Genomic DNA, 25,188 nt, shown 5'->3' on the forward strand with positions numbered 1-25,188 from the left:
GGACGTAGGTCCGCAACCTTATGGCGTACGGGCACTTCCTCTCCGGCAAACCGCCCCACCGTCATTCCCGCGTAGGCGGGAATCCAGGGACTTTTCACGCCTTCCCGATGCCTGTGAGCAGCACAGCAAAATGGATAGTGCCGCCAGGCGGCGGCCCAAGAGACCCAGCTTTCGCTGGAATGACGGGAAGTGTCGGACCGCGTGACAGCCTGGATCCCGGGCCTTCCCCGGGATGACGGCTTCGGAGACGCTTTCCCGATTCCCGATTCCCGATTCCCGATTCCCGAACCCGCTCAATGCGTCGCGCGATCCCGCTTCCACCCGCGATGCTTGATGTCCAGGTACAGGCTGTAGGCCGCCGTGAAGGCCGGGAACAGGTTCTGGATCACGCCCACCGAGTCCTGCTTCTGCGAGAACACGAAGTACGCCAGCGTCATCGCGCTGCCGATCAGGCTCATGTACCAGAACAGGCGCGGGATGACCGGCCGCCCGTGCCTGCGCGAGGCGACGAACTGCACCAGCCAGCGGCCGCCGAACATCAGCGCGCCGGTCAGGCCGATGATCTTCCACGGCGACATGTGCAGCCCGGTCCATTCGAGCCACGCGATGGGGTGGTTCATGAAGTCGTATTCCATTGGAACCCCCTGGTCAGACTTCTTCAGTGCGCGTGACCTTGCCGCGTCGGATCAGCCAGGCCACGCCGCGCAGGTCGCTGATGCCCACCAGCGCACGGTTGAGATTGTTGTACTTGGACACGCCCGTCGAACGCGCGCGGTGGTTCACCGGCACGCTCACGGTCTTGTAGCCCGCGCGCTGCATCAGTGCGGGCAGGTAGCGGTGCATGTGGTTGAAGTGCGGAAGTTCCAGGAACGCGGCGCGCTCGAACAGCTTGATCCCGCAACCGGTGTCGGGCGTGTCGTCGCGCAGGATGCGCGCGCGGATCGCATTGGCCCACTTCGACGCCCAGCGCTTGCTGCCGCTGTCGCGCCGGTTGACGCGCCAGCCGGCGAACATCTTCACCTCGCCCGTGGACTTCGCGCGCTCGGCCAGCAGCTTCGGAATGTCCGCCGGATCGTTCTGGCCGTCGCCATCGAGCGTGGCGATCCATTGACCGCGCGCGGCCTTCACGCCATTGCGGATCGCGGTGCTCTGGCCGCTCTGGGTGACGTGGTGCACCACGCGAAGTTCGGGCACGTCGGCCTTGAGCGCGCGCAGCACGTCGAGCGTGTCGTCGCGCGACTGGTCGTCGACGTAGACGATCTCGAAATCGCCGCCGTCCTGCGGCGCGCGGCCGCGCAACGCCGCGGTGATCTCGTGCACCAGCGGCGCCACATTGTCGCGCTCGTTGAACACCGGGACGACGACGGACAAGTGCGGGGATGCGCTCATGCGTTCTGGCCGAAGTAGTCGCGGCACCAGGCCACGACGCGTGGCAGGCCGGTTTCGATGGAGGTGGCCGGATCAAAGCCGAAGGCGTCGTGCGCGCGCTGCGTGTCGGCCATGGTCTGGATCATGTCGCCGGGCTGCATCGGCTTGTACACCTTCTGCGCGGTGACGCCGGCGGCGGCCTCGATCACGGCGATGAAACGCTCCAGCTCCACCGGCGTGTGGTTGCCGAGGTTGAAGACGCGGTGCGGCACTTCGCCTTCCGGCGGGTGGTCGAGCGCGCCGATCACGCCGGCGACGATGTCGTCGACGTAGGTGAAATCGCGCTGCATCTTGCCGTGGTTGAACACGTCGATCGGCCGTCCGGCCAGCACCGCGCGGGAGAACAGCAGCGGCGCCATGTCCGGCCGGCCCCACGGGCCGTACACGGTGAAGAAGCGCAGGCCCGTCGCGCGCAGGCCGTACAGGTGCGCGTAGGTGTGGGCCATCAGTTCGTTGGCGGCCTTGGTGGCGGCGTACAGCGAACGCGGCTGGTCGATGCGCTGGTCTTCGGAGAACGGCGGCGTCGCCGAATCGCCGTACACGGAAGACGAACTCGCGTACGCCAGGTGCCGCACGCCGCGGTGTCGGCACAACTCCAGCATGTTGACGAAGCCGGTCAGGTTGCTGTCGACATACGCGTGCGGGTTGGTCAGCGAATAGCGCACGCCGGCCTGCGCGGCCAGGTGCACCACGCGCGTGGGGCGGACTTCGTCGAACAGCGCGGCCAGGCCGTCGCGGTCGGTCAGGTCGAGCGCGCGGATGTCCACGTCCGGGCACAGCGCGGCCACGCGGTCGCGCTTGATCTTCGGGTCGTAGTAGTCGTTGTAGTTGTCCAGACCGATGACGGTCTCGCCGCGTGCCTGCAGTGCGCGGCAGGTGTATGCGCCGATGAAGCCGGCGGCGCCGGTGACGAGGATGGTGCCGGAGGAAATGTCAGCCATCGGGGTCCCGTGGGGGTGGAGGTCAGTCGGGTTCGGCGTGGAAATCGAAACCCAGGGTCAGTTTGAGGTCCGCCAGTCCCGCGCCCAATGCCGGATCGAGCTCGAAGCCGAAGCCGCTTTCGCCCGACAGTCCGATCGACAGGCCGCAACGTCCGCCCCGGATGTAGAACGTGTGCAGGGTGTCGCGATGCATCGCCAGCCGCTGCTGCACGCCCTTCAGGTAGTCCTGGAGGTCCTCATCCGACCAGTTTCGCGATCCATGTGTCAGATTCGTGTAGGCGTAGCTTTCGCGGTACACGCCGCTCAGGGCGGCGCCGGACGGCGTGGCGCGACGCTCGCCCGCGCGCCAGGTGCGCACCGGCGCCAGGCCGAGCTGGTCGAACAGGGGGCGCAGGTCGTCGCGCGGGTGCATCGCGCGCAGGGAAACCTTGTAGCGGTACGGATTCATGCCGGCCGCCTCGTCCTTACTCGGTGACGGTACCGCGCAGCTTCTCGAGCACGCCTTCCAGCGAGTCGAGGTCGGTGTAGTGGATCACCAGCCGGCCCTTGCCGGCGCGGCCGTGCAACACGTTGACCTTGGTGTTGAGCGACTCCGACAGCTCGCGTTCCAGCGCGGCGATGTCCGCCTGCGGCCGGGCCTTGGCGGCCTTGGGCTTGGCGGCGCTGCTGGTCGGGATCTGGCCGGCGGACAGCTGCTGCACGCGGTGTTCGACCTCGCGCACCGACCAGCCGTGTTCGGCGGCCTGGCGCGCCAGGGCGATCGCCGCCTGCGGCGTCAGCGCCAGCAGGGCACGGGCGTGGCCCATTTCCAGCGAATGGGTTTCCAGCAGGACGCGGATTTCCGCCGGCAGTTCCAGCAGGCGCAGCAGGTTGGACACGGCGGCGCGCGAACGGCCGACGGCCTCGGCGGCCTGGGCGTGCGTCAGGTCGAATTCGTCGATCAGGCGCTGCAGCGCGGTGGCCTCTTCCAGCGGATTGAGGTCCTCGCGCTGGATGTTCTCGATCAGCGCCATCGCGACCACGGTGCGGTCGTCGACTTCGCGGATGACGACCGGAATCTCGTTGAGCCCGGCCAGCTGCGTCGCACGCCAGCGGCGTTCGCCGGCGATGATCTCGTAGCGCTTGCCGCCCAGGTCGCGCACGACGATGGGCTGGATCACGCCCTGCGCCTTGATCGACTCGGCCAGCTCGGCCAGCTTCTCCTGGTCCCAATGCTTGCGCGGCTGGTACTTGCCGGGCGTCAGCGCGTCCACGGGCAGGTGGCGCAGCACGTCGCCTTCCACGGCCTCCAGGGCCGGCGCCTCGGCGGCGGCCTTGGGCCCGAGCAATGCTTCCAGACCGCGGCCCAGGCCGCGCTTCTTGTTGGCTACGCTCATGCCGTCGTCTCCTTAACTTCGGCGCGTGCGGACTTGGCTGCCGTGTCGCGCTCGCGCTGGCGGCGCAGCACTTCGCCGGCCAGGCCCATGTAGGCAATGCCGCCCCGGCTGGCGCGGTCGTAGCCGACGATGCTCTGGCCGTAGCTCGGTGCCTCGGCCAGGCGCACGTTGCGCGGCACGATGGTGCGGAACACGCGATCGCCGAAATGCTTGGTGAGTTCGGCCGAGACCGCGTTGGCGAGGTTGTTGCGCACGTCGAACATGGTGCGCAGCACGCCTTCGATCTCCAGCGCCGGATTGAGCCTGGCCTTGAGCGCCTCGATGGTGTCCAGCAGCGCGCTGATGCCTTCCAGCGCGTAGTACTCGCACTGCATCGGCACGATGATCGAGTCCGCCGCGGTCAGCGCATTGAGCGTGAGCAGCGACAGCGCCGGCGGGCAGTCGATCAGGATGTAGTCGTAGTTGGCGCGCAGCGGGGCGAGCGCGGCCTTGAGGCGCTGCTCGCGGTCGGTGGCGCTCATCAGGCTGATTTCGGCCGCCGTCAGCTCGATGTTGGCCGGCAGCAGGTCGAATTCCTCGGCGGTGCGCTTGAGGATCGACGGGGCCTCGGCTTCGCCCAGCAGCACGTCGCAGATCGAAGTCTCGATCTCGCGCTTGTCGATGCCGCTGCCCATGGTCGCGTTGCCCTGCGGGTCCAGGTCGACCAGCAGCACGCGCTTGGGCGTGCGCGCGAGCGCGGCGGCCAGGTTGACGGCGGTGGTGGTCTTGCCGACCCCGCCTTTCTGGTTGGCGACGGCGATGATGCGGGCCATGCGGCTCGTCCTGGGCTGGTAATGGTTAAGGCGCGGAATGAGGCCGGCGTGGGGCCGGACCGGTGATTATGCCCGGATGGGAACTCGCGCGCGCCTTCGCCGGTAGCTGTATGGGCTCCGGCCATGCGCCTGCGGGCGCGGGCTGCGCCGGATCAAGCACTTGCGACGGTCCCGGTAGACCGACGGTTGCGTCCGGTTTACGAACCTGCCCGGGCGATCACGATCAGATGACGCTCCGCGTCAAGCCCCGGGACCCGCAGCGGATGGGAGCCCTCGACCCGCCAGCCCGGCGGCAGCGCGGCGATCTCGTCGGCCGGGTGCACGCCCTTCATCGCCAGCAGGCGACCGTCGGGCTTGAGCAAGTGGCCGCCCAGTTCCAGGATCAGCGGCAGCGTGGCCAGGGCGCGGGCGGTGATCGCGTCGTACGCGCCGGGCTCGTCCACCGCTTCGATGCGCGATTCGGCCACGCGCGCGCCCGGCAGGCCCAGCTGGCGGATCGCTTCGCGCATGAAGCGCGCCTTCTTGCCGTTGCTTTCCACCAGCGTGACCTTCAGGCCCGGCTTGACGATCGACAGCGGAATCCCCGGCAGCCCCGGGCCGGTGCCCAGGTCGGCCAGGTGCCCGCCGCGCGCGGCCAGCTCGTCCAGGTACGGGTGCATCGCCAGCGAATCGAGCAGGTGCTTGACCACCATCTCGTGCGGATCGCGCACGGCGGTGAGGTTGTAGGTCTTGTTCCAGCGCAGCAGCAGGGCGAGGTAGTCCAGCAGCGGCGCGGCCGCGGCCGGGTCCAGCGCGAGCGCGCGCAGGCCATCGTCCAGGGTGCGGCGCAGCGAGGGGTCGAAGGGAGCGGGGGTGTTCATGCGGTGGAACGGGAATGGGGAATGGGAACGCCCGGGATTCGGGATTCGGGATTCGCAAAAGCGCGCACAGGGTACCTTGGGGGCCGCCGTGCCGCTCCTGACGAATCACGAATCCCGGCTTCGCCACGCCAGCGCACCGAGGTAATCCGGCTCCGGCTGCAATTCGAGCAGCGACCAGTCGCCCGGCGCTCCCAGCGCGGGGTCGCATTCGACCAGGCGCAGACCGTCGGGCGACTCGGCGAAGCGCAGGCGGTGCAGGCCGAAGGAAATGCCGTGCCCGTGCGCCTTGAGCACCGCTTCCTTCGCGCACCACAGGCGCAGGAAGCCGTGGTCGCGCACCGCCGCGGACGGCGCGGCGTGCAGCCAGGCCAGCTCCGGCGCGGTGAAGTAGCGCTGCGCCAGATCGAGCGCACGCGCTCGCGGGCGCAGGTGTTCCAGGTCGATGCCGACCCGCACGCCGTGACCCAGCGCGATCAGCAGGCCGTCGCCGCTGTGGCTCCAATTGCAGTCCCAGGCGCCCAGGGCGCCGCCCAGCCGCGGCCGGCCGCGCGCGTCGCGACCCAGCGGCAAGGCCGGCGGCGGCACGCCCAGCTCCGCGGCCAGCCATTCGCGCGCCAGCGGCTCGGCCGGGGCGCGCGGCGGGTGCGGCCGCCAGGCCCAGCGCACCGGGGTCCGGCACTTCGTTGCGGGTTCGGACAGGGACATGAAACAGTCGTTGGGGAGCCGTGGCGGCCGCCAGCGTAAAGTAACGCCAGGGGAAGCGGCGTCGCCGCAGAACACAGCCAAACGCCAAATGTCCGCGGTCGTCGAATCCACCATCGTCCCGTCCTCGCCCGTGCCGCTCATGCACGGTGCGCCATCGCTTCCCATCGCCTTCGACGAAGGCGGCCACGCCATCGACCGCGCCGCGTTCGCCCGCCACGTGCGCGCGCTGGCCGCCCGGCTTCCGGCCGCGCGCCACGCGTTGAACCTGTGCGAAGACCGCTACCGCTACCTCGTCGCCTTCTGCGCGGTGGCGGTGCGCGGACAGACGACGCTGATGCCGTCCTCGCGCGCGCCGGGCGTGGTCGAGCAGGTGCTGACGCATTACCCGGACAGTTACTGCCTGACCGACGTCGAACTCTCGCCCGCTCCGCCGCACTGCGTGCGCATGCCCGCGGAGCTGGAGGAGCTCGACGGCCCGCCGTTGGCCCTGGATGCGCAGGCGCTCGTCGCGATCGGCTTCACCTCCGGCAGCACCGGCCAGCCGCGCGCCTACACCAAGCGCTGGGACAGCTTCCGCACCAGCACCGCGCAGAACCTCGCCGCTTTCGACGGCCTGCTGCGCGAGGACGTCACCCACGTCATCGCCACCGTGCCGCCGCAGCACATGTACGGCATGGAGATGTCGGTGCTGCTGCCGCTGCTGGGGCCGGTCGCCGTGCATGCGGCGCGGCCGTTGTTCCCGGCCGACGTCGCGCGCGCGCTGCACGATTCGCCGACGCCGCCTCTGCTGATCACCACGCCCGTGCACCTGCGCGCGCTGGTGGCCTCGGGCCTGGACCTGCCGCCACTGGCCGGCATCGTCTCGGCGACCGCGCCGTTGCCGTCGGAGCTCGCCGAGCAGGCCGAAGCCCGTTACGCCTGCGAAGTGCGCGAAGTCTTCGGTTCCACCGAAACTTGCGTGTTCGCGCGCCGTCGTACGGCGCGCGACATCGCCTGGACGCCGCTGCCGGGCGTGCGCCTGGCGCCGCAGCCGGACGGGACCGCCGTGCTTGCACCGCACCTGGCCGAGCCGGTGGTGCTCGCCGATCTGATGGAAATCCACGCCGATGGCCGTTTCGAGCTGCGCGGACGCAACGCCGACCTGCTCGAGATCGCCGGCAAGCGCGCCTCGCTGGGCGACCTCACGCGCAAGCTGCTGGCGGTGCCGGGCGTCGAGGACGGCGTGATGTTCCAGCTCGACGAGGAAGACGCCATCGGCGTGCGGCGCATCGCCGCGCTGGTCGTCGCGCCGACGCTGGACGAGGCGGCGATCCACCACGCGCTGCGGCAACAGCTGGATCCGGTGTTCCTGCCGCGTCCGCTGCGCCGTGTGGACGCCTTGCCGCGCAACGAGACCGGCAAGCTCCCGCGCCACGCGCTGGAAGTGCTGTTGCACGCACACGAGCCGCACGCGCCGGCCTGAGCACGTCGCTGCACGCGTCCGTCACATCGGCGGGCACAGACTCGCGTCGCCCCGCGCGGGGCACCCCCTTCATCGCAGGAGGCGCGAGCATGTTGGGCATCCTGATCTGGCTCATTGTCGGCGGCGTGATCGGTTGGATCGCCAGCCTGGTCATGCGCACCGACGCGCAGCAGGGCCTGTTCCTGAACATCATCGTGGGCATCGTGGGCGCCTTCATCGGCGGATGGCTCGGTGGGATGTTCGGGCTGGGCGGCGATATCAACAGCGGCGACTTCAGCCTGAGCGGGCTGCTGATGTCGCTGGTCGGCGCGATCGTGCTGCTGGCGATCGTGAATCTGTTCCGGCGAGGTCGCGTGCGCTGAGGCGCGTCGTACGCGATGTGCAAGGCGAAAGGCCCGGCTTGCCGGGCCTTCGCTTTTCTCGGGAACCCGAACTCCCCGTCATCCCGGCGAAGGCCGGGACCCACGCCGTCACGCATTCCGCTCCGTCACGTCATTCCTGCGAAAGCTGGAATCCATTTTGATTTGGCTCCAGGGCCTTTGCGGAAGAAGACGAAGGCAACAGCAACAGCAACAGCAAGAAGCTCAAGCTCAAGCGACAGCTACAACCGCAAGCCCTCTCAACCCAGCTCCACCCACGCCGGCGCATGATCACTCGGTCGATCCCACGTGCGCGGCTCGCGGTCGATGCCCGAAGCCATCGCATGCGGGCGCAGTGCTTCGGACACCAGGGTCAGGTCGATGCGCAGGCCGAGGTTGCGGCGGAAGCCGCCCTGCCGGTAGTCCCACCAGCTGAACTGCCCCTCTTCGGGGTTGAGCGCGCGGTAGGCATCGTGCAGCCCCAGCGAATACAGCCTGCGCAGTGCATCGCGCTCGGCCCGCGAGGTGAGGATGTGGTCGTCGTTCCACACCGCCGGGTCGTGCACATCGCGGTCGTCCGGGGCGATGTTGAAATCGCCCAGCACGATCATCCGGGGATGGGTGAGGAGTTCCTGCGCCAGCCAATCGTGCACGACCTCCAGCCAGCGCAGCTTGTAGGCGTATTTGTCGGTGCCCACGTCCTGCCCGTTCACCACGTACAGGTTGACGATGCGCAGATCGCCCACGGTCGCGGCGATCACGCGCTTCTGCTCGTCCTCGAAGCCAGGCACGCCGACCTGCACGTCGCTGGCACGCTCGCGCGAGAGCACGGCGACGCCGTTGTAGGTCTTTTGCCCCGCGAACACGCTGCGGTAGCCCATCGCGATGAGCGGATCATCGGGGAAGCGTGCGTCTTCCAGCTTGGTCTCCTGCAGCGCGACGATGTCCGGCTGCGATTGCGCAAGCCACTGTTCCAGGTGCGGCAGGCGCACGTTGAGGGAGTTGACGTTCCAGCTGGCGATCTTCATGGCGCGAAGTGTAGCCGCCCGGCCGCGCACTGCCAGTCCGCCGCGGTGCGCTGGCATACTCGATGGAGTTCCCGAAGCCGACCCCGCCATGCACTGGATCGACCTGCGCAGCGACACCGTCACCCAGCCCACCGCCGCCATGCGCGAGGCGATGATGCGCGCGCCGGTGGGCGACGACGTCTACGGCGAGGACCCGTCGGTGAATGCGCTGCAGGCGCGGCTGGCCGACGATCTTGGCTTCCAGGCCGGCCTGTTCGTGCCCAGCGGTACGCAGTCCAACCTGATCGGCCTGATGGCGCACTGCCAGCGCGGCGACGAGTACGTCGTCGGCATGGACGCGCACACCTACAAGTACGAAGGCGGCGGCGCGGCAGTGCTGGGCTCGATCCAGCCGCAGCCGCTCGTGCACGCGCCCGACGGCACGCTGCCGCTGGACGCGGTGGAGCGCGCGATCAAGCCGATCGACCCGCACTTCGCGCGCACGCGCCTGCTGTGCCTGGAAAACACCTGGCACGGCCGCGCGTTGCCGCTGGCCTACCTCGCCGATGCGCGCACGCTGTGCGATCGCCGCGGACTGTCGTTGCACCTGGACGGCGCGCGCATGTTCAACGCCGCCGTCGCGCTGCGCGTGGCGCCGCGCGAGATCGCGCGGCACTTCGACAGCGTGTCGGTGTGCCTGTCGAAGGGGCTCGGCGCGCCGGTCGGCTCGGTGCTGCTCGGCACGCGCGAGCTGATCGAAAGCGCGAGGCGCTGGCGCAAGGTCGTCGGCGGCGGGATGCGCCAGGCGGGCATGCTCGCGGCCGCGGCGTCGTTCGCGCTGGATCACCACGTCGCGCGCCTGGCCGACGACCACGCGCGCGCCGCGCGCATCGCCGAAGGATTGCGCGGCGCGGACGGCATCCACGTCGTCGCGCAGCACACCAACATGGTGTTCATCGACGTGCCGGTGGAACGCCACGATGCCCTGCGCCGCGCGCTGGACGATGCGCGCATCCGCGTGTCGATCGGCTATACGCCGGCGATCCGGCTGGTGACGCACCTGGACGTGGACGACGGGGGCGTGGAGCGCACGGTGCAGGCGTTGCGCGCGTTCGCCGCCGGCTGAGGCGTCAACGCACCAGCAAGCGCACCATGCGGTCGACGAAACCCCGGTACGGCGGCTTCAGCAGATCGCTGCCGGCGAAGCGGCGCTGGCGGAACACCGGCAGCAGCTTGCTGAAGGTGTCGAATCCGGTGCGGCCGTGGATCGCGCCGATGCCGCTGGGGCCGATGCCGCCGAAGGGCAGGTCGTGCGCACCGAAGTGCAGCAGCGTGTCGTTGACGGTGACACCGCCCGCGAGCGCGGCTTCGACGATCCTGTTCACCTCGCGCGCGTCGTTGCTGAAGGGATACAGCGCCAGCGGCCGGTCCATCGAACGGATGCGCGCGATGGCATCGGCGAGGCCGCGGTAGGAAATCACCGGCAGGATCGGGCCGAAGATCTCGTTGCGCATGACCTCGCTGTCCGCCGGAGGTTCCACCAGCAGCGTCGGCGGGAACAGTCGTTCCCGCGCCAGGCGCTCGCGTGCGGCGTCGTCGAGCGTGGCGGTAACGGGTTCCACCGGGACCACGCCGCGCGCGCGGGCATCGTCGACGTAGCCGCGCAGTCGCGCGTACTGGCCGTCGTTGATGATGCGGGTGTAGTCGCGTGTGGCTTCGAAGTCGGGATAACGCGCACGCAGTTCGGACTGCACTGCCTCGACGAATGCGCTCACGCGCGCTTCGTCGACCAGCACGTAGTCCACCCCGATGCAGGTCTGGCCCGCGTTGAACCATTTGCCCGTGGCGATGCGCGCGGCGGCGCGGTCGAGCGGGAAATCCGGGCACACCACCGCCGGTGCCTTGCCGCCCAGTTCCAGCGTCACCGGCGTCAGGTTCGGCGCGGCGGCGGCCATCACCTTGCGGCCGACCGCGGTGGAACCGGTGAAGAGCAGGTGGTCGAAGGGCAGTGCGGCGAACGCGGCGCCGACCTCGGGTCCGCCGAGTGCGACGGCGACGCGGTCGGCCGGGAACACCTCCGACACCAATTCGCGCAGCCAGCGGCTGGTACGCGGGGTGTGTTCGGACGGCTTTAGGTAAACGTGGTTGCCGGCCGCGATCGCCGACACCAGCGGCACCAGCGCCAGGTTCACCGGGTAGTTCCAGGGCGAGAGGATGCCGACCACGCCCACCGGCTCGGGCACGATGCGCGCGCTGGCCGGCCAGAAGCGCCAGCCCACGGCGGCGCGGCGCGGTTTCGTCCAGCGGCGCAGATGCTTGATGGCGTGATCGAGTTCGGCGAGCACGATCATCGCCTCCGACAGGAGGTTCTCGTGCTCGCTGCGGTGGCCGAAGTCGGCGCGGATCGCCTCGTCCATCGAGCCGATGCGCTCGCGGAACGCCTTGCGCAGGCGCAGCAGGTCGGCGCGGCGCTGGGCGAAGTCTGGCTTGCGCGCCAGCCAGGCGCGGCGCAGGCCGTCGCGGGTGGTGGCGAGTTCGTCGAGCGGCGTGTCGGCGGTGATGTCCATACGGTCGAGTGTAGACCCGGGCCGCGACCGCCGCAGGGGCCAAACCGGCGCGGTCCGGGGGGCGTCGCGGCCGCGCGGAAGCCGGGTGAGGTGCCTCGCGCGCTAAACTCCGGAGCATGACCACGCGACCTTACCTCGACACCTTTCCCGTCCAGGGCGAGCGCGTCTACATCGATCCGTCGGCGGTGGTGATCGGCGATGTGACCCTGGGCGACGACGTGTCCGTCTGGCCCGGCTGCGTGATCCGCGGCGACGTCAACTCGATCCACATCGGCGCACGCAGCAACGTGCAGGACGGCACCATCGTCCACGTCACCCATGAGGGCCCGTTCACCCGCCCGGGCGGCCTGCCGACCGTGGTCGGCAACGACGTCACCATCGGCCACGGCGTGATCCTGCACGCCTGCACGCTCGACGACTTCTGCCTGATCGGCATGGGTGCGCGCATCCTCGACGGCGCGCGCGTGCACAAGCACGGCTTCGTCGGCGCCGGTGCCGTGGTCGCGCCGGGCAAGCAGGTCGGCGAGGCCGAGCTGTGGGTGGGCAACCCGGCGCGCCTGGTGCGTCGCCTCGACGATCGCGAGATCGAACAGTTGCACTACAGCGCCGCGCACTATGTACGATTGAAGGACCGCTACCTCGGCATGGCCGGGTAACGGGGCGGCAGGGCGCGGCAGGGGGCCGCGGTCACCGCACCACAGGACGCCCGGAGCGGCGTCCCAGGAACGGGGAAGCACATGGAAGGTTTCGAGTACCGCAATCCCTACGCGGCGCCCGCCGCGCAGGTGCCGACCGCGCCGATCGAACACTACGACGACGGCCTGGTGAAAGCAGGGCGCCTGCCGCGCCTGCTGGCTTATCTGATCGACCTGGGCATCAACCTGGTCCTGCTCGCGCCGGCCTTCATCGGCATCCTGCGCTTCAAGCCCGAACGCGGCATCGGCGAACTGGGCGGCTCGCTCATCGGACTGTCGGTGATCGCGATGCTGGCGCTGATGGTCTACACGCTGTTCCTGCTGGCCCGCGAAGGCCAGACCATCGGCAAGCGCGTCATCGGCATCCGCATCGTGCGCACCGACGGCGAACGCGCCGGGCTGCTGCGCCTGCTCGGCCTGCGCTATTTCGTGCCGGGCCTGATCAGCGGCATCCCGTATCTCGGCGCGGCGTTCTCGCTGGCCAACATCCTGTGGATCTTCGGCGAGGAGCGTCGCTGCCTGCACGACCATTTCGCCGACACGATGGTGGTGAACGTCTGATCGGACGCGGCGGCCCGCGGGCCGCCGACGAAGTGGCGGGAATTTGCGAATCGTCCGATTCACCGGCGACGGCGCGCCATGCAGAGTCGATGGCTCCACACCGTCAGGAACAGGGAAATGAGCGAAATGGACCACAACCCTTATTCGGCCCCGACCGCGGACCTGTCCGTGGATGCGGCCCTCGTGTCGTCGCCTGCGCGCAAGGCCGAGCGTTCCACGCGCCTAATCGCGTCGCTGATAGACGGCCTGTTGGCGATGGTCGCCTGGGTTCCCCTGTTCATCGGCGTCACGCTGGCCGAGGGCGACAAGCGGGTTGTGGGCATCGTCCTCATCGTCATCGGATTCCTCGCGCTGCTGGCCCTGCTGGTCTTCCAGCTCACGCTGCTGTCGCGCCACGGCCAGACCTGGGGCAAGCGCCAGCAGGGCATCCGCATCGTGCGCAGCAGCGGCGAGCCCATCGGCGTCGGCCGGATCCTGGGGCTGCGCATCGTAGTGCCGGCCGTGATCGGCGCCATTCCGTTCGTGGGCGGGCTGTTCTCGCTGGCGAACATCCTGTGGATCTTCGGCGAGGAACGCCGCTGCCTGCATGACCACATCGCCGACACGATCGTCGTGAACGTCTGATGCTCGACACGTATCGGGAAGTCGTCACCCCGGAGGGCGTCGCCCTCCATCTGCCGGCGGCGGGCCCCGTACCGCGCGCGCTGGCGTGGCTGATCGACTTCCTGATCCGTGCCGGCGTGATGATCGCGATGGGCACGGTGCTGGGCGTGTTCGGACGCGTGGGCATGGGCGTGTACGCCGTGGTGATGTTCCTCGTGTTCTGGTTCTACCCGGTGGTGTTCGAGGCGATGTGGGACGGCCGCACGCCGGGCAAGCGTTCGCTCGGCCTGCGCGTGATCGCGGCCAACGGTGCGCCCGTGGGCTGGCTGGCCGCGTTCACGCGCAACCTGCTGCGCGTGGTCGACATGCTCCCGCTGGCGTACGCGACCGGCCTGGTCGCAAGCCTGCTCGATCCCTGGGGCCGTCGGCTGGGCGACATGGTGGCCGGCACGCTCGTGGTCCACGACGCACGCCCGCGCGACGCGCGTGCGGCGCGCGCGGACCCTCCGCTGGCACCGTCGATCGTGCTGCGTCCGCACGAGCAGATCGCACTGGTGGCCTTCGCCGAGCGCGGTCCGGGCCTGAGCGAAGCGCGGCAGGCGGAACTGGCGGACCTGGCCGAGCCGCTCACCGGCGCGCGCGGCACGCTCTCGGTGACGCGCCTGTACGGGATGGCAAACTGGTTGCTGGGGCGGCGATGAGGATGGCCGGGATTCGGGATTGGGGATTCGGGATTCGCAAAAGCGCGGCGCGACGCGCGGCGCGTGCCGCAGCATCTGCGCGGCGTGAATCCGTCAACCAGTCGGGTCGCGTCATCGAATCCCGAATCTCGAATCCCGAATCCCGGCCATCCCGATGAAGCAAGAGCACTTCGTCCAGCGTCACCAGGCCGAATGGATCGCCTTCGAGCACTGGCTCGACGCGCGCGGCGAAAGCGCGCGCAAGGCACGCATGGAGCGGCGCAGCTGGCAGGGCCTGTCGGACGCCGAACTGCCCGCGCGCTATCGCCGGCTGTGCCAGCAGCTCGCCCTCGCGCGCCGCCGCGGCTACAGCCCGCTGGTGACCGACCGCCTGCAGGCGCTGATGCAGCGCGGCCACGGCCTGCTCTATCGAACGCCGGCGCCGCGCTGGCGGCGCGCGGTGGAGTTCCTGATCGCGGGATTCCCGCGCCTGGTGCGCGCCGAACGCGGCTGCATGATCGCCTCCTTCCTCCTGTTCTGGGCGCCGCTGGTGATCGTGTTCGCGGCGATCCAGCACCAGCCGGAGCTGTCGTCCTCGCTGTTCGATCCCGTGCAGCTGATGGAGTTCGAGCGGATGTACGACCCGGCCGATCCGGCGCGCAAGCTCGGGCGCGACAGCGGCACCGACGTGGCGATGTTCGGCCATTACATCTGGAACAACGTCAGCATCGGCTTCCGCACCTTCGCCAGCGGCCTGCTCGCGGGCATCGGCTCGATCGTCGTCGTGCTGGTCAACGGCGTGATCATCGGCGGCGTCGCAGGCCACCTGCAGGCGGTGGGGCATGGCGATCCGTTCTGGCGATTCGTCGCGGCGCATTCGGCGCCTGAACTCACCGCCATCGTCATAGCCGGCGGCGCCGGGTTGCGGCTGGGGCTTTCGCTGATCGCGCCCGGCCAGCGACGGCGCGTGGATTCGCTGATCGAAGGCGGACGTCGCGGCGCGCTGCTGTGCGTGGGCGTGCTGGCGATGCTGGTGTTCGCGGCGTTTGTCGAAGCGTTCTGGTCGTCGATCGCGTGGATTCCGGCGTGGATCAAGTACAGCGTCGGCGGCGTGCTGTGGACACTCACCGCGGCGTGGCTGCTGCTCGGCGGCCGCAACCTGCCCGCTGCGGACGACATCGCATGAAGATCGAAGCGCTGACCGTCGCGCTGCGCCCGCGCTCCGCGTGGGAAGCCGTGGAGCTCGGCAGCGCGCTCGTGCGTCGGCATGCGAAAGCGATCTGGACGCCGTGGCTGCTGCTGACGCTGCCGCTGTTCGCCGTGCTCAACGCGGCGGCGTGGGCGCTCGACGTGCTGTGGCTGGCGGGCCTGGCGATGTGGTGGCTCAAGCCGGCGTTCGACCGCATCCCGCTGTTCGTGCTCTCCCGCGCGGTGTTCGGCGACGTGCCAACGCCCCGCCAGACGCTGGTGGCGCAGCGGCGCTGGGGCGTGTCGTCGATGCTGGGTTACCTGACCTGGCGGCGGTTGAGCCCGCTGCGTTCGTTGAACCTGCCCGTGGACCTGCTCGAAGGCGCGCACGGCAGCGAGGCACGCGACCGCCGCCGCGCGCTCGGCGCGCCCGTGAACGGCGTGGGCATCCTGCTCACGCTGGTGTGCCTGCATTTCGAAGTGGCGGTGTACCTGGGCACGGCGTCGCTGGCGATGGTGTTCGTGCCCGACGAATACGTGAAGGAAGCGCTGACCCGCGCCTGGGCCGTGCTGCGCGAGGCCCCGCCGTGGTTTCTGTTGCTGTCCAATGCGTTGGGCTGGATCGCAACCAGCCTGATCGAACCGTTCTACGTCGGCGCCGGCTTTGGCCTGTACCTCAACCGCCGCACCGAAGTGGAAGCGTGGGACATCGAACTCGCCCTGCGCCGCCTTCGCGACCGCCTGCTGCGCGGCGCGGCGCCGTTGCTGCTCGTGTTCGCGTTCGGCGTGGCGCTGATGCCGACGACGGTGCGCGCGCAGGACGCCGACGACACCGCGGCGCAATCCGCCGAAGACGACGCCGAAGAGAGCGAGGGCGAGGAAGACATCGCCCGCGTCACGCTCGAACAGGTTTTCGGCACGATCGCCGACGACCAGGGCCTGCGCGATGGCGTCGATGCACAGAAGACGCCGCAGCCCGCACCGCCTGCGGTCGAGGTGTCACCCGGCACTGGCACGCCGGGTGGCGGCACGACGGGCACCGCAGGCGCGGGGCATGCGCTCGCCGACGACGGGCGCCTGCGCCGCGCGGTGAAGCAGGCCTACGCCGATCCCACGGTCACGCCCAAACGCAAGGTCGTGACCTGGAAGAAGCGCGAGGTGAAGAAGAAGCCCGACGAACCGCGACGCCAGCCACCACCGCTGGCGGGCGTGGGCGAAGTGCTGGCGACCATCGGCTCGTATGGTCTGTGGATCCTGGTCGCCGCACTCGCGGGCGTCCTGCTGTGGACGTCGCCGCGCTGGTTGAAGTGGTTCCGCGGCGGCCTCGCGCGCGAAGGCCGCGAGGCCGACGAAATCCGCCGCAGCGACGCCGACGCCATGCAGGCGCCATTGCCCGACGACATTCCCACCGCGATCCGCCGCCTGTGGCGCGAAGGTCGCGAGCGCGAAGCGTTGGCGATGCTCTACCGCGCCAGCGTGGAGACGATGGTCGCGCGCACCCAGGCCATCCTGGTGCCCGGCGCGACCGAGGCCGAAGTGCTGCGCGCCTCACGTCGCCTGCCGCTGGGCGAGGATCGCGACGCCTTCGCACGCGCGGTTCGGACGTGGCAGTACGCGGCCTATGCGCACGCGTTCCCGGACGCCACCGATTTCGAGACGCTGCTGAGGGATCTTGCCGCGCGCTTCGGCTGGAGCGGTCATGTGCGCTCCGACGAGAGCGTGCCGGCATGAAACTCACCTCACGCCACGGACTCATCGCGCTGGGCCTGATCGCCGCCGCGGCGCTGCTCGCCGGCGGATTCGCCTGGTGGAAGGCGACCTACGAACGCACCGAGGAATGGGTCGACCTGCCGCGCACCGGCGAGGCGCAGCGCAATCCGCTCTACGTCCTCAAGCTCGCCCTGCGCGCCGACGGCGTGAAGGCGCAGGCGCGTCCGCGCCTGCAGCGCGATCGCGTGACGCTGGCCGCGCGCGACACGGTGCTGCTCTACAACGACCCGCGCACGCTGACCAAGGCCGACACGAAGGCGCTGCTCGCCTGGGTCGAGGGCGGCGGCCACCTGCTGGTGCGCACGCCGCCGCCGGGCCCGCTGGATGTCGAGGCGCCGATCGCGCTGCTGGACGACATGGGCATCGCGGTGCGCAACGAAGGCCCCGAATGCGCCGGTCTGGACGTTCGCGGCGAGGACGGCCACATCGAGTTCTGCCGCGGCCGCCGCTTCGACGTGGGCGAAGACGCCCCGCCCACGCAGTTGCGCTGGGGCGACGAGGAGCGCGGTTACGTCTTCGTGCGCCTGCCGCATGGACAGGGCGCGATCGACGTCGTCGGCGATTTCGACTTCCTCGACAACGATTCGCTGAAGGACGGTCCGCACATCGCGCTGGCGCGGCAACTGCTGGCGCCCAACTACGGCGCCGGCACGATCCACCTGATCTACGCCGCACAGATGCCCTCGTTCTGGATGGCGCTGCTGCTCGACAACTGGATGGTGTGGGCGCCGCTGCTGTTGGCGCTGCTGGCGTGGCTGTGGCGCCGCATGCAGCGCTTCGGCCCGATGCTGCCGGCGGCGGCGGTGGAGCGGCGATCGCTGCTCGAACACATCACCGCCAGCGGCGAGCATGTCTACCGCTACGGCTACGCCCATCTGCTGCACGACGCCGCGCGGCAGGCTTTCCTCGCGCGACTGCGCCGGCGCGACCCGCAGGCCGCCGCGCTGGAAGGCGAGGCGCAGGCCGCGATGCTCGCCGAACGTTTCAGCCTGCCGCCTTCCGACATCCGCGACGCGCTGGCCACCCCCATCGCGCGCGACTACACCGCCTTCCGCCACCGCGTCGCGCTGCTGATGCGCATGCGCAATTCACTTTGAACCGGAAACCACCGACATGAACGCCGACACCGCACCCGCTCCCATCGTTCCGATCACCGGCGAAGCGCTGGCCGGCCGCGCCGCCGCCGTGCGCGATGAAGTCGGCAAGGCCTTCATCGGCCAGGAAGCCGTGCTCGACCAGATCCTCATCGCGCTGCTCGCCGGCGGCCACGTGCTGATCGAAGGCGTGCCCGGACTGGGCAAGACGCTGCTGGTGCGCGCGCTGTCGCGGGCGATCGACTGCGGCTTCGCGCGCGTGCAGTTCACGCCCGACCTCATGCCCAGCGACATCAGCGGCCACGCGGTGTGGAACCCGAAGACGGAGACGTTCAACATCCGCCGCGGCCCGGTGTTCACCAACCTGCTGCTGGCCGACGAGATCAACCGCGCGCCGGCCAAGACGCAGTCCGCGCTGCTGGAAGCGATGCAGGAAATGCAGGTGACCATCGAAGGCCACAGCTTCCAGCTCGCGCCGCCCTTCCTCACGCTCGCCACGCAGAACCCGGTGGAGCAGGAAGGCACCTATCCACTGCCCGAGGCGCAGCTCGACCGTTTCCTGCTGAAGGTGCTCATCGGCTATCCGTCGCGCAACGACGAGAAGCGCATGGTGGCGGCGGTGAGCCAGGGTCGCGCCGCATCGGACTTCGACCTGTCGCAGGTGGCGCGCGCGCTCGGCCCGCAGGACATCGTCGCCATGCAGGCCGGCACCGCGATGACGGCGGTGGACGATGCGGTGATCGACTACGCCGTGCGCATCGTGGCCGCCACGCGCGACTGGGCGGGCATCGCGCTCGGCGCCGGCCCGCGCGGCAGCCTGGCGCTGGTGCGCGCGGCGCGCGCGCAGGCCGTGCTGTCGGGCCGCGATTTCGTCACGCCGGACGACGTGCGCGAGATCGCCAAGCCCGCGCTGCGTCACCGCATCGCGCTGGCGCCGGAACTGCAGATCGAAGGGCAGGAGCCCGACGACGTGCTGCATGCGCTGCTGGCCAAGGTGGAGGCGCCGCGCAAGTGATGCGCAGCGTGCCGCGTCCCGCGCCCGTCGCGATCGTCCTGCTCGTGCTGTGGTCGCTGCACGGGCTGGCGGTGGCGTTCGGCGTCGCGGCGGAGCCGTCGTGGTACGCGGCGGGTGCGGCGCTGCTGATGCTGTTGCTGCTCGACGCCGCGCTGCTGTGGTGGGCGCCGACGCCGCGCGTCGAGCGCCGCCTCGCCGACACCTGGCCGATCGGCATCGAGCGTCCCGTCACGCTGAGCCTGGAAAGCGCGCGCCGACAGCGCGTCGACGTGTTCGACCTGCACCCCGGCGGCTGGCGCATGCAGGGACTGCCGCGTCGGCTGGCATTGCGGCGCGGCGAGGAAGCCGCATTCGATTACCACCTGTGCGCGAACGAGCGCGGCGACTTCCGCTTCGACGGCGTGCAGTTGCGGCTGCATTCGCCGCTGCGCCTGTGGTGGCAGCTGCGCGTGGCCGGCGAGGCGCAGGGCGTCGGCGTGTTCCCCAACTTCGCCCCGCTGGCGAAGTTTGCGATGTTCAGTGCGGACCAGGCGTCGCGACTGGTCGGTGCGCACCTGCGCCGCCGGCGCGGCGAGGGCACGGACTTTCATCAGATGCGCGAATACCGCATCGGCGACAGCCTGCGCCAGATCGACTGGAAGGCCACCGCGCGCGCACGCCGCCTGATCTCGCGCGAATACCAGGACGAGAAGAACCAGCAACTGGTGCTGCTGCTCGACACCGGCCGCCGCCTGATGGCGCGCGACGGCGCGCTGGCGCATTTCGATCACGTGCTGGATGCGGCGCTGGTGGTGGCGTACCTCGCGCTGCGTCAGGGCGACGCGGTCGGCCTGCTGGCCAGCGGCGGCGCGGGCGCGTGGGTGCCGCCCCGACGGGGCGTGGGCGCCATCGACGAACTGCTGCGCGCGACCTACGCGCTGCAACCGCAACCGGTGGCGACGGATTTCCTCGCGGCCGCTACGAGCCTGTCGGTGCATCAACGTCGGCGTTCGCTGGTGATGCTGGTGACGAACCTGCGCGATGAAGACATGGACGACCTGCTCGCCGCGGTGACGATGCTGCGCAAGCGCCACCTGGTGTGCGTGGCGAGCCTGCGCGAAGGCTCGCTCGACGCGGCGCTGGCCGAACCCGTGCAGGACCTCCCCGGCGCCGTGCGTGCCGGCGCCACCGCGCACTACCTCGCGCAGCGCAACGCCGCGCACGAGGCGCTGCGCAATCACGGCGTGATGGTGCTGGACGTGGCATGCGATCAGCTCGCTGCGTCGCTGGTGGAACGTTACCTGGCGGTCAAGCGCGACGGGTTGCTGTAGCGCGGCGATCTCGCGGGCTGCTTTCAATCCTTCGCGGACACCGTCAGACATTGAGCTCCGACATTACAAGGACCGACCCGCATGAAGCCGCTCGTCATTCCGCCCGCTGCACAGCGCGACGGAAATTCGATCCAGATGATCAGCGGCTGGATCGCCGAGAAGGGATTGCACTGCAGCCTCAATGTCGGCTTGTGGGAGGCGCAGGGGAGAAACGAGACGGCAGCCTGGGGCATCCTGCTGGCAGACGTGATCCGCCACGTAGCGAATGCACTTGAGGAGAGAAGCGGCCTGGACCCGACAGAGAGCGCGCATCAGATCCTCGAATCGCTCTGGGGCGAGTTCAAGCAGCCCACGTCCGAGGTCGAGGGCGGTTTTCATCCGGGGCATTCGTGATGCGAACGTTCGCTGTCGGCGGAGCGCGAACGCTGGGCGCGCGGCGGCCGTAATCGGACATCACATGCGTCTTCGTGCCGGCGCAATCCTCAGTGGCTGGCAAGGAACGGCAGGATCAGGTCGACCGCCTGCTGCGGTTGCTCCTCCATGATCCAGTGCCCCGAGTTCCGGATGACGGCGCCTTCGACGTTTGATGCGACGTAATCGATCTCGGATTTCATCGAGCTGCCATACGACTGCTCGCCGCCGATTGCGAGCACCGGGATGGTGAGCTTGCCCGACTTGGCGAAGGTGGCCTTGTTCTCTTCCGCATCACGCGAGAACGCCTCGAACTGCCCGCCGAATGCGTTGTGGATCGCGTTCGGCCGCGCATAGAGTTCGGCGTAGTGCTGGCGCGTGGGTTCGTCGATGCGGCTGGGGTCGCCGCCGAGGTCGTTGTAGAAGCGGTCCAGCAGGATGCGCTCGCGTCCGGCCACCAGGCGTTCCACGTCGGGGCCACGGAAGTTGAAGTGCCACACCTTCGGATTCACCAGTTGCGCCTGCCACGTGCCCATGCCGGGCAGCGGCGCGTCCATCACCACCCAGGCCGTGACGCGGTCCGGATAGTGCGTGGCGAGCGCGTAACCGACCATGTTGCCGATGTCGTGCGTCACCAGCTGCACCTTGCCGACCTTGAGCTTGTCGAGGATGCCGACGAGGTCGCGCGCCTGGGCCGCCTTCTCGTAGCCGTCTTCCGGATGCGACGACAGCCCCATGCCGCGAAGGTCAGGCACGATGACGAGGTGGTCCTTGACGAGCCTGGCCGCCAGCGGCTCCCACATGTCGCCCGTGTCGCCGAAGCCATGAAGCAACACCACCGCAGGGCCTTTTCCGCCGATGCGGACATACTGCGTGCCACCGCTCACCGTCATCTGGCTTTCGCGGAAGTCGGCAGGGAAGGGTCGCACCTCGGCAGCGGCGTGCAGCACGGGAAGCGCGGCGAGCAGCATCGCAACGAACAGGACTCGTGCCACGGAACGCGAGCGGGACATGTCAGTCTCCAGTTGGGCGGCGAGTGGGCATTTCGTGCGGCCCTGTTGATGACCGAAAGCGTGCCTACTTCAAACGGGGCGGAGCATTGCCGCCGGTCACGCGCGAAGTGCAGTGTCGCGATCGCGCGACCGCACATCCGCAATGCACGTGATCAAGGTGGAACCGGCACCGCATGCGGGTGCGTCAGCCGTTCCAGTTCGAGCAGGAACAGGTTGGCGTCCTCGCGTGAATCGCCGCACATCTCGCGACCGGGTCGCAACGACGCGCAGAACGCCGGCCGCTCGGGCTTTCCGAACAACCGGCAGCGCAGGTCCTCATCCAGCTGCACGCACGCAACACCCGCCGGCTTGCCGTGCGGCATGCCGGGAATGGGCGAGGTGATCGACGGCGCGATGCAGCACGCGCCGCAATGGGCGCGGCAGTCCATGGGTTCGATGTCGTGGCCGGTCAGTCGGCGGTGACGAGTTCGGCGCGATGCTCGCGCAGCTCTTCGTACACCTCGTCCGTTTCCGGGCGCGTGCCGTGCCAGCGCAGGAAGCTTTCGGCGGCCTGTTCCACCAGCATGCCCAGCCCGTCAATGCAGTCGTGCGAACCGGCCGCGCGCGCCCAGGCGAGGAAGGGGATGGCGACCTCGCCGTAGCTCAGGTCCACGGCGGCGGTGCGCGGATTCGCCAGCGCCATCGGCAGCGAGGGCAGGCCGTCGGCGCGTGCGGCGGAGGTGGCGTTCACGATCAGGTCGAAGGTGCCGAGCGTGTCGATGTCGCGCAGATAGCGCGGATGCACGCGGCCCGGCATGGCGAGTGCGTCGGCCAGCGCATCGGCGCGTTCGGGCGTGCGGTTGACGATGTACAGATCGCCGATGCCGGCATCGAGCAGCGCCGGCGCCACACCGCGCGCGGCACCGCCGGCGCCGATCAGCAGCGTGCGGCGCGAGCGCAGGTCCAGGCCCTGGCGTTCGGTGAGGTCGCGCACCAGACCAGCGCCGTCGGTGTTGTCGCCTTCCCAGCCGGTGGCGGTGCGCACGAGCGTGTTCACCGCGCCGGCGCGGCGTGCGCGCTCGGTCAGCGTCGTGCAGATCGAGACCGCGCGGTTCTTGTGCGGCAGCGTGATGTTCGCGCCCACACCGCCTTCCGCAGCGAACTCCGCGACGATCGCGTCGAACAGCTCCGGCGGCGCGTCCATCGCGGTGTACTGCAGCGCCACGCCGGTCTGCCGGCCGAAGGAGGCATGGATGCGCGGCGACAGCGAGTGCGCGACCGGGTGGCCGATGACAGCGAACCGTTTGACCACGGCCGGATTTGCGACGGAGGCGAAGTTGGACACGGGCGGGCCTCGAATAGACTGGGGTTCACAAAGACAGGAGACGCACGATGCAACGCAGCCCGGCCTTGGCGTGCAGGCATTGCAGGCTTTCGAGTGTACTGGCGGCGCTCATCGTGGGCGGTGTCGCGGTGTCCGGCCCGGCGTCGTCGCTTTCATCGGGCATGACCCTGTCCGAGTTCGGCATCGAAGGCATGAACGTGGTATCGACCAAGGCCAGCGAAATCCGCGGCAGCGTCAGCCCGGATGGCCAGCATATCGTCTGGGGCAGCACCGATCGTGAAGGCGGCGCGGGCGGTTGGGATCTGTGGCAGGCAAGACTGAAGGGCGGCCGCTGGCAGGACGCCCGTCCGCTGGCGATCAACTCGCCCGCCAACGACTTCGACCCGCTGTTCAGCGGCGATGGCCGCTGGCTGTACTTCTTCTCCAACCGCCCCGGCGGTATCGGCGGGGACGACCTGTACCGCGCCGCGATCAAGCCCGATGGCAGCTTCGGCCCCGTCGAGAACCTCGGCCGCGGCGTGAACACGCGCGGCGACGAATGGGCGCCCACGCCCAGCCGCGACGGCACGCGCCTGCTGTTCGCCAGCGACGGCCAGGGTGGCGCGGGCGGGCACGACCTGTTCGTCGCGCGCTGGGACGGGAAGGCGTTCGTCGATCCGAAGCCGGTGCCGGGGGTGAACACGAAGGCTGACGAGTTCGACGCCGCCTGGCTCGGCGACGGGCGCACGCTGGTGTACGCCCGTTCGCAGGACCCGGCGACGAAGCCGGTCCGGCTGTTCCTCGCCCATTGCGACGGCGCGCGCTACGACGACGCGGGGCCATTGGCCCTGTCGTTCAACACGGCCGAGGGAACCACGCTCGGGCCGGTGGTGGACTGGAACAAGCCGGGCGAGCTGATCGTCAGCGGCACGGCCAAGGCGCCGCGCGCAGGGAAGATGGACCTGTACCGGATGAAGGCGCCGGTGGCGGAGGGGAAGGCGGGCTGTATTTAGCCCGCCGCTGATCCGCTTTTGAGCCCCTCTCCCACCGGGAGAGGGGTTGGGGTGAGGGGCGGCGGAGTGTCGAGGCACGCGCTCGCCATCACTCTCCGCACCTGCATGCCGAACGCTACGCAGATCAAAATGGATTCCAGCTTTCGCTGGAATGACGGGAAAGACGTCGGAGGGCGTGTCGGCCTGGGTCCCGGCCTTCGCCGGGATGACGGGATGGAGGGGCTGGCGCAATCGTTCAGGGCGATGCGATCCGAGGCACCTACAACCCGCCCGCCACATCCACCAGGCTTCCTGTCATGTACGACGCCTCGTCCGACAGCAGCCACACGATCGCCCGCGCGATCTCCTCCGCCTCGCCGCCGCGCTGCATCGGGATGCGCGCCTTCACCCGGTCCACGCGTCCGGGTTCGCCGCCGCTGGCGTGGATGTCGGTGTAGATCGAGCCCGGCCGCACCGCGTTGACGCGGATGCCTTCGGCAGCGACTTCCTTCGCCAGTCCGACGGTAAGCGTGTCGATCGCCGCCTTCGACGCGGCGTAGTCGATGTATTCGTTCGGCGAACCCAGGCGCGCCGCGACGGAAGAGACGTTGACGATCGCCCCGCCGTGGCCGCCGTGCCGCGTCGACATGCGCCGCACCGCCTCGCGCGCGCACAGGAAGCTGCCGACCACGTTCGCGTTGAACACGCGCGTGAGGCGTTCGGCGTCCATCTCTTCCACGCGCATCTGCCGTTCCAGGATGCCGGCGTTGTTCACCAGCGCGGTCGCTTCGCCGAAGCGGCGGTCGACCTCGTCGAACAGTCGAAGCACGTCGGCTTCGCGACCGACGTCGGCCGCCACCGCGATGGCCTCGCCGCCGTCGCGTTCGATCGCTGCGACGACATCGGCCGCCGAGGTCTCGCGACTGCGATAGGCGACGCAGACGCGATAACCCGACTTCGCCGCGAGTTTCGCGGTGGCCGCGCCGATGCCGCGACTGCCGCCGGTGACGATCACGATCTTCTGCATGCGGACCTC

General features: G+C 69.6%; 28 protein-coding genes. 14 read left to right on the top strand and 14 right to left on the bottom strand.

The genetic code is table 11. The features are described 5' to 3' along the window. Window positions 1–293: 293 nt before the first annotated feature. From AAFF32_RS04245 to AAFF32_RS04280, 8 genes are all read right to left on the bottom strand, one after another. The gene (locus AAFF32_RS04245) at window positions 294–635 is read right to left on the bottom strand and encodes a lipid-A-disaccharide synthase N-terminal domain-containing protein (protein ID WP_216964664.1); all 342 of its coding nucleotides are present in this window, start codon (window positions 633–635) and stop codon (window positions 294–296) included. A gap of 13 nt (window positions 636–648) precedes the next feature. Beyond that, window positions 649–1,389, bottom strand: a complete 741-nt coding sequence (locus tag AAFF32_RS04250; protein WP_342316580.1) for a glycosyltransferase family 2 protein — start codon at window positions 1,387–1,389, stop codon at window positions 649–651. Next, entirely contained in the window at window positions 1,386–2,369 is a 984-nt protein-coding gene (locus AAFF32_RS04255) for an NAD-dependent epimerase/dehydratase family protein (protein ID WP_342316581.1), read from the bottom strand. Before AAFF32_RS04255 ends, AAFF32_RS04250 begins: the two co-directional genes overlap by 4 nt. 22 nt (window positions 2,370–2,391) lie before the next feature. Next, window positions 2,392–2,817 (bottom strand): hypothetical protein, encoded by a 426-nt coding sequence (locus tag AAFF32_RS04260; RefSeq protein ID WP_342316582.1) that lies wholly within the window; start codon window positions 2,815–2,817, stop codon window positions 2,392–2,394. A 16-nt stretch (window positions 2,818–2,833) separates the two neighbouring features. After that, window positions 2,834–3,745 (bottom strand): ParB/RepB/Spo0J family partition protein, encoded by a 912-nt coding sequence (locus AAFF32_RS04265; RefSeq protein ID WP_216964656.1) that lies wholly within the window; start codon window positions 3,743–3,745, stop codon window positions 2,834–2,836. Then, window positions 3,742–4,557 carry an AAA family ATPase gene (locus tag AAFF32_RS04270; RefSeq protein WP_216964654.1) on the bottom strand — a complete coding sequence of 272 codons (816 nt, stop codon included), beginning with the start codon at window positions 4,555–4,557 and terminating at the stop codon, window positions 3,742–3,744. The genes AAFF32_RS04265 and AAFF32_RS04270 overlap by 4 nt, the downstream gene beginning before the upstream one ends. Before the next feature lie 197 nt (window positions 4,558–4,754). After that, window positions 4,755–5,417, bottom strand: a complete 663-nt coding sequence (gene rsmG / locus AAFF32_RS04275; protein ID WP_342316583.1) for a 16S rRNA (guanine(527)-N(7))-methyltransferase RsmG — start codon at window positions 5,415–5,417, stop codon at window positions 4,755–4,757. 105 nt (window positions 5,418–5,522) lie between these two features. Continuing rightward, window positions 5,523–6,122, bottom strand: a complete 600-nt coding sequence (locus tag AAFF32_RS04280; RefSeq protein ID WP_216964650.1) for a 4'-phosphopantetheinyl transferase superfamily protein — start codon at window positions 6,120–6,122, stop codon at window positions 5,523–5,525. Window positions 6,123–6,261: 139 nt separating this feature from the next. On the opposite strand from AAFF32_RS04280, the gene AAFF32_RS04285 reads away from it, so the two are divergent. Together AAFF32_RS04285 and AAFF32_RS04290 are read left to right on the top strand one after the other, a co-directional pair. Then, the gene (locus AAFF32_RS04285; protein WP_342317216.1) at window positions 6,262–7,584 is read left to right on the top strand and encodes an AMP-binding protein; all 1,323 of its coding nucleotides are present in this window, start codon (window positions 6,262–6,264) and stop codon (window positions 7,582–7,584) included. A 92-nt stretch (window positions 7,585–7,676) separates the two neighbouring features. Beyond that, window positions 7,677–7,946 carry a GlsB/YeaQ/YmgE family stress response membrane protein gene (locus tag AAFF32_RS04290; RefSeq protein ID WP_216965346.1) on the top strand — a complete coding sequence of 90 codons (270 nt, stop codon included), beginning with the start codon at window positions 7,677–7,679 and terminating at the stop codon, window positions 7,944–7,946. Window positions 7,947–8,203: 257 nt separating this feature from the next. Here AAFF32_RS04290 and xth read toward each other — a convergent pair whose 3' ends face one another. Continuing rightward, window positions 8,204–8,971 carry an exodeoxyribonuclease III gene (gene xth / locus AAFF32_RS04295; RefSeq protein WP_342316584.1) on the bottom strand — a complete coding sequence of 256 codons (768 nt, stop codon included), beginning with the start codon at window positions 8,969–8,971 and terminating at the stop codon, window positions 8,204–8,206. 88 nt (window positions 8,972–9,059) lie between these two features. Here xth and ltaE point away from each other — a divergent pair, with 88 nt between their 5' ends. Continuing rightward, complete coding sequence (gene ltaE, locus AAFF32_RS04300; protein WP_342316585.1) at window positions 9,060–10,076, top strand: low-specificity L-threonine aldolase; 1,017 nt, start codon at window positions 9,060–9,062, stop codon at window positions 10,074–10,076. 4 nt (window positions 10,077–10,080) lie between these two features. Here the strand turns inward: ltaE and AAFF32_RS04305 are convergent, their stop codons facing one another. After that, entirely contained in the window at window positions 10,081–11,517 is a 1,437-nt protein-coding gene (locus AAFF32_RS04305) for a coniferyl aldehyde dehydrogenase (RefSeq protein WP_342316586.1), read from the bottom strand. A gap of 116 nt (window positions 11,518–11,633) precedes the next feature. Here AAFF32_RS04305 and AAFF32_RS04310 point away from each other — a divergent pair, with 116 nt between their 5' ends. The 10 genes from AAFF32_RS04310 (at window position 11,634) to AAFF32_RS04355 (ending at window position 20,826) form a co-directional block, all read left to right on the top strand. Then, entirely contained in the window at window positions 11,634–12,173 is a 540-nt protein-coding gene (locus AAFF32_RS04310) for a gamma carbonic anhydrase family protein (protein WP_216964641.1), read from the top strand. Window positions 12,174–12,254: 81 nt separating this feature from the next. Beyond that, a complete protein-coding gene (locus AAFF32_RS04315; RefSeq protein WP_216964639.1) occupies window positions 12,255–12,773 on the top strand; it encodes an RDD family protein in 519 nt (172 codons plus the stop codon). Between the two features lie 117 nt (window positions 12,774–12,890). Beyond that, on the top strand, window positions 12,891–13,397 hold the full coding sequence (locus AAFF32_RS04320) for an RDD family protein (protein ID WP_216964637.1): 507 nt from the start codon (window positions 12,891–12,893) through the stop codon (window positions 13,395–13,397). After that, a complete protein-coding gene (locus AAFF32_RS04325; protein ID WP_342316587.1) occupies window positions 13,397–14,077 on the top strand; it encodes an RDD family protein in 681 nt (226 codons plus the stop codon). Before AAFF32_RS04320 ends, AAFF32_RS04325 begins: the two co-directional genes overlap by 1 nt. A 154-nt stretch (window positions 14,078–14,231) precedes the next feature. Next, window positions 14,232–15,242, top strand: a complete 1,011-nt coding sequence (locus tag AAFF32_RS04330; protein ID WP_216964633.1) for a stage II sporulation protein M — start codon at window positions 14,232–14,234, stop codon at window positions 15,240–15,242. Next, the gene (locus AAFF32_RS04335; protein WP_342316588.1) at window positions 15,239–16,975 is read left to right on the top strand and encodes a DUF4129 domain-containing protein; all 1,737 of its coding nucleotides are present in this window, start codon (window positions 15,239–15,241) and stop codon (window positions 16,973–16,975) included. The genes AAFF32_RS04330 and AAFF32_RS04335 overlap by 4 nt, the downstream gene beginning before the upstream one ends. Next, a complete protein-coding gene (locus tag AAFF32_RS04340) occupies window positions 16,972–18,111 on the top strand; it encodes a DUF4350 domain-containing protein (protein WP_342316589.1) in 1,140 nt (379 codons plus the stop codon). The genes AAFF32_RS04335 and AAFF32_RS04340 overlap by 4 nt, the downstream gene beginning before the upstream one ends. 16 nt (window positions 18,112–18,127) lie before the next feature. Next, complete coding sequence (locus AAFF32_RS04345) at window positions 18,128–19,123, top strand: MoxR family ATPase (protein WP_342316590.1); 996 nt, start codon at window positions 18,128–18,130, stop codon at window positions 19,121–19,123. Continuing rightward, entirely contained in the window at window positions 19,123–20,433 is a 1,311-nt protein-coding gene (locus tag AAFF32_RS04350) for a DUF58 domain-containing protein (RefSeq protein WP_342316591.1), read from the top strand. The genes AAFF32_RS04345 and AAFF32_RS04350 overlap by 1 nt, the downstream gene beginning before the upstream one ends. An 81-nt stretch (window positions 20,434–20,514) precedes the next feature. Further along, a complete protein-coding gene (locus tag AAFF32_RS04355) occupies window positions 20,515–20,826 on the top strand; it encodes a DUF5076 domain-containing protein (protein ID WP_342316592.1) in 312 nt (103 codons plus the stop codon). An 89-nt stretch (window positions 20,827–20,915) separates the two neighbouring features. On the opposite strand, the gene AAFF32_RS04360 is transcribed toward AAFF32_RS04355, so the two are convergent. The 3 genes from AAFF32_RS04360 to aroE all read right to left on the bottom strand — a co-directional run bounded on the left by AAFF32_RS04360 (window position 20,916) and on the right by aroE (window position 23,148). Next, entirely contained in the window at window positions 20,916–21,857 is a 942-nt protein-coding gene (locus AAFF32_RS04360; RefSeq protein WP_342316593.1) for an alpha/beta hydrolase, read from the bottom strand. A 152-nt stretch (window positions 21,858–22,009) separates the two neighbouring features. Further along, the gene (locus AAFF32_RS04365; protein ID WP_216964621.1) at window positions 22,010–22,285 is read right to left on the bottom strand and encodes a YkgJ family cysteine cluster protein; all 276 of its coding nucleotides are present in this window, start codon (window positions 22,283–22,285) and stop codon (window positions 22,010–22,012) included. A gap of 20 nt (window positions 22,286–22,305) precedes the next feature. Further along, complete coding sequence (gene aroE / locus AAFF32_RS04370; RefSeq protein WP_216965342.1) at window positions 22,306–23,148, bottom strand: shikimate dehydrogenase; 843 nt, start codon at window positions 23,146–23,148, stop codon at window positions 22,306–22,308. A gap of 194 nt (window positions 23,149–23,342) precedes the next feature. Between aroE and AAFF32_RS04375 the strand changes: the two genes are divergently transcribed. After that, on the top strand, window positions 23,343–24,173 hold the full coding sequence (locus AAFF32_RS04375; protein ID WP_342317217.1) for a TolB-like protein: 831 nt from the start codon (window positions 23,343–23,345) through the stop codon (window positions 24,171–24,173). 259 nt (window positions 24,174–24,432) lie between these two features. Here the strand turns inward: AAFF32_RS04375 and AAFF32_RS04380 are convergent, their stop codons facing one another. After that, window positions 24,433–25,179 (bottom strand): SDR family oxidoreductase, encoded by a 747-nt coding sequence (locus AAFF32_RS04380; protein ID WP_216964618.1) that lies wholly within the window; start codon window positions 25,177–25,179, stop codon window positions 24,433–24,435. Window positions 25,180–25,188: the final 9 nt, after the last annotated feature.

The organism is Lysobacter sp. FW306-1B-D06B (assembly GCF_038446665.1).
In the GTDB taxonomy this organism is placed as follows: domain Bacteria; phylum Pseudomonadota; class Gammaproteobacteria; order Xanthomonadales; family Xanthomonadaceae; genus Lysobacter_J.

Coding starts and splice junctions, on each gene's coding strand:
- AAFF32_RS04315 (WP_216964639.1), top strand. CDS start 12,255: ATGGAAGGTTTCGAGTACCGCAATCCCTACGCGGCGCCCGCCGCGCAG.
- AAFF32_RS04360 (WP_342316593.1), bottom strand. CDS start 21,857: ATGTCCCGCTCGCGTTCCGTGGCACGAGTCCTGTTCGTTGCGATGCTG.
- AAFF32_RS04245 (WP_216964664.1), bottom strand. CDS start 635: ATGGAATACGACTTCATGAACCACCCCATCGCGTGGCTCGAATGGACC.
- AAFF32_RS04365 (WP_216964621.1), bottom strand. CDS start 22,285: ATGGACTGCCGCGCCCATTGCGGCGCGTGCTGCATCGCGCCGTCGATC.
- AAFF32_RS04335 (WP_342316588.1), top strand. CDS start 15,239: ATGAAGATCGAAGCGCTGACCGTCGCGCTGCGCCCGCGCTCCGCGTGG.
- AAFF32_RS04280 (WP_216964650.1), bottom strand. CDS start 6,122: ATGTCCCTGTCCGAACCCGCAACGAAGTGCCGGACCCCGGTGCGCTGG.
- AAFF32_RS04325 (WP_342316587.1), top strand. CDS start 13,397: ATGCTCGACACGTATCGGGAAGTCGTCACCCCGGAGGGCGTCGCCCTC.
- AAFF32_RS04260 (WP_342316582.1), bottom strand. CDS start 2,817: ATGAATCCGTACCGCTACAAGGTTTCCCTGCGCGCGATGCACCCGCGC.
- AAFF32_RS04270 (WP_216964654.1), bottom strand. CDS start 4,557: ATGGCCCGCATCATCGCCGTCGCCAACCAGAAAGGCGGGGTCGGCAAG.
- AAFF32_RS04330 (WP_216964633.1), top strand. CDS start 14,232: ATGAAGCAAGAGCACTTCGTCCAGCGTCACCAGGCCGAATGGATCGCC.
- AAFF32_RS04320 (WP_216964637.1), top strand. CDS start 12,891: ATGAGCGAAATGGACCACAACCCTTATTCGGCCCCGACCGCGGACCTG.
- AAFF32_RS04250 (WP_342316580.1), bottom strand. CDS start 1,389: ATGAGCGCATCCCCGCACTTGTCCGTCGTCGTCCCGGTGTTCAACGAG.
- AAFF32_RS04265 (WP_216964656.1), bottom strand. CDS start 3,745: ATGAGCGTAGCCAACAAGAAGCGCGGCCTGGGCCGCGGTCTGGAAGCA.
- AAFF32_RS04350 (WP_342316591.1), top strand. CDS start 19,123: ATGCGCAGCGTGCCGCGTCCCGCGCCCGTCGCGATCGTCCTGCTCGTG.
- AAFF32_RS04380 (WP_216964618.1), bottom strand. CDS start 25,179: ATGCAGAAGATCGTGATCGTCACCGGCGGCAGTCGCGGCATCGGCGCG.
- AAFF32_RS04305 (WP_342316586.1), bottom strand. CDS start 11,517: ATGGACATCACCGCCGACACGCCGCTCGACGAACTCGCCACCACCCGC.
- AAFF32_RS04375 (WP_342317217.1), top strand. CDS start 23,343: ATGACCCTGTCCGAGTTCGGCATCGAAGGCATGAACGTGGTATCGACC.
- AAFF32_RS04355 (WP_342316592.1), top strand. CDS start 20,515: ATGAAGCCGCTCGTCATTCCGCCCGCTGCACAGCGCGACGGAAATTCG.
- AAFF32_RS04310 (WP_216964641.1), top strand. CDS start 11,634: ATGACCACGCGACCTTACCTCGACACCTTTCCCGTCCAGGGCGAGCGC.
- AAFF32_RS04285 (WP_342317216.1), top strand. CDS start 6,262: ATGCACGGTGCGCCATCGCTTCCCATCGCCTTCGACGAAGGCGGCCAC.
- xth (WP_342316584.1), bottom strand. CDS start 8,971: ATGAAGATCGCCAGCTGGAACGTCAACTCCCTCAACGTGCGCCTGCCG.
- ltaE (WP_342316585.1), top strand. CDS start 9,060: ATGCACTGGATCGACCTGCGCAGCGACACCGTCACCCAGCCCACCGCC.
- rsmG (WP_342316583.1), bottom strand. CDS start 5,417: ATGAACACCCCCGCTCCCTTCGACCCCTCGCTGCGCCGCACCCTGGAC.
- AAFF32_RS04340 (WP_342316589.1), top strand. CDS start 16,972: ATGAAACTCACCTCACGCCACGGACTCATCGCGCTGGGCCTGATCGCC.
- AAFF32_RS04345 (WP_342316590.1), top strand. CDS start 18,128: ATGAACGCCGACACCGCACCCGCTCCCATCGTTCCGATCACCGGCGAA.
- AAFF32_RS04255 (WP_342316581.1), bottom strand. CDS start 2,369: ATGGCTGACATTTCCTCCGGCACCATCCTCGTCACCGGCGCCGCCGGC.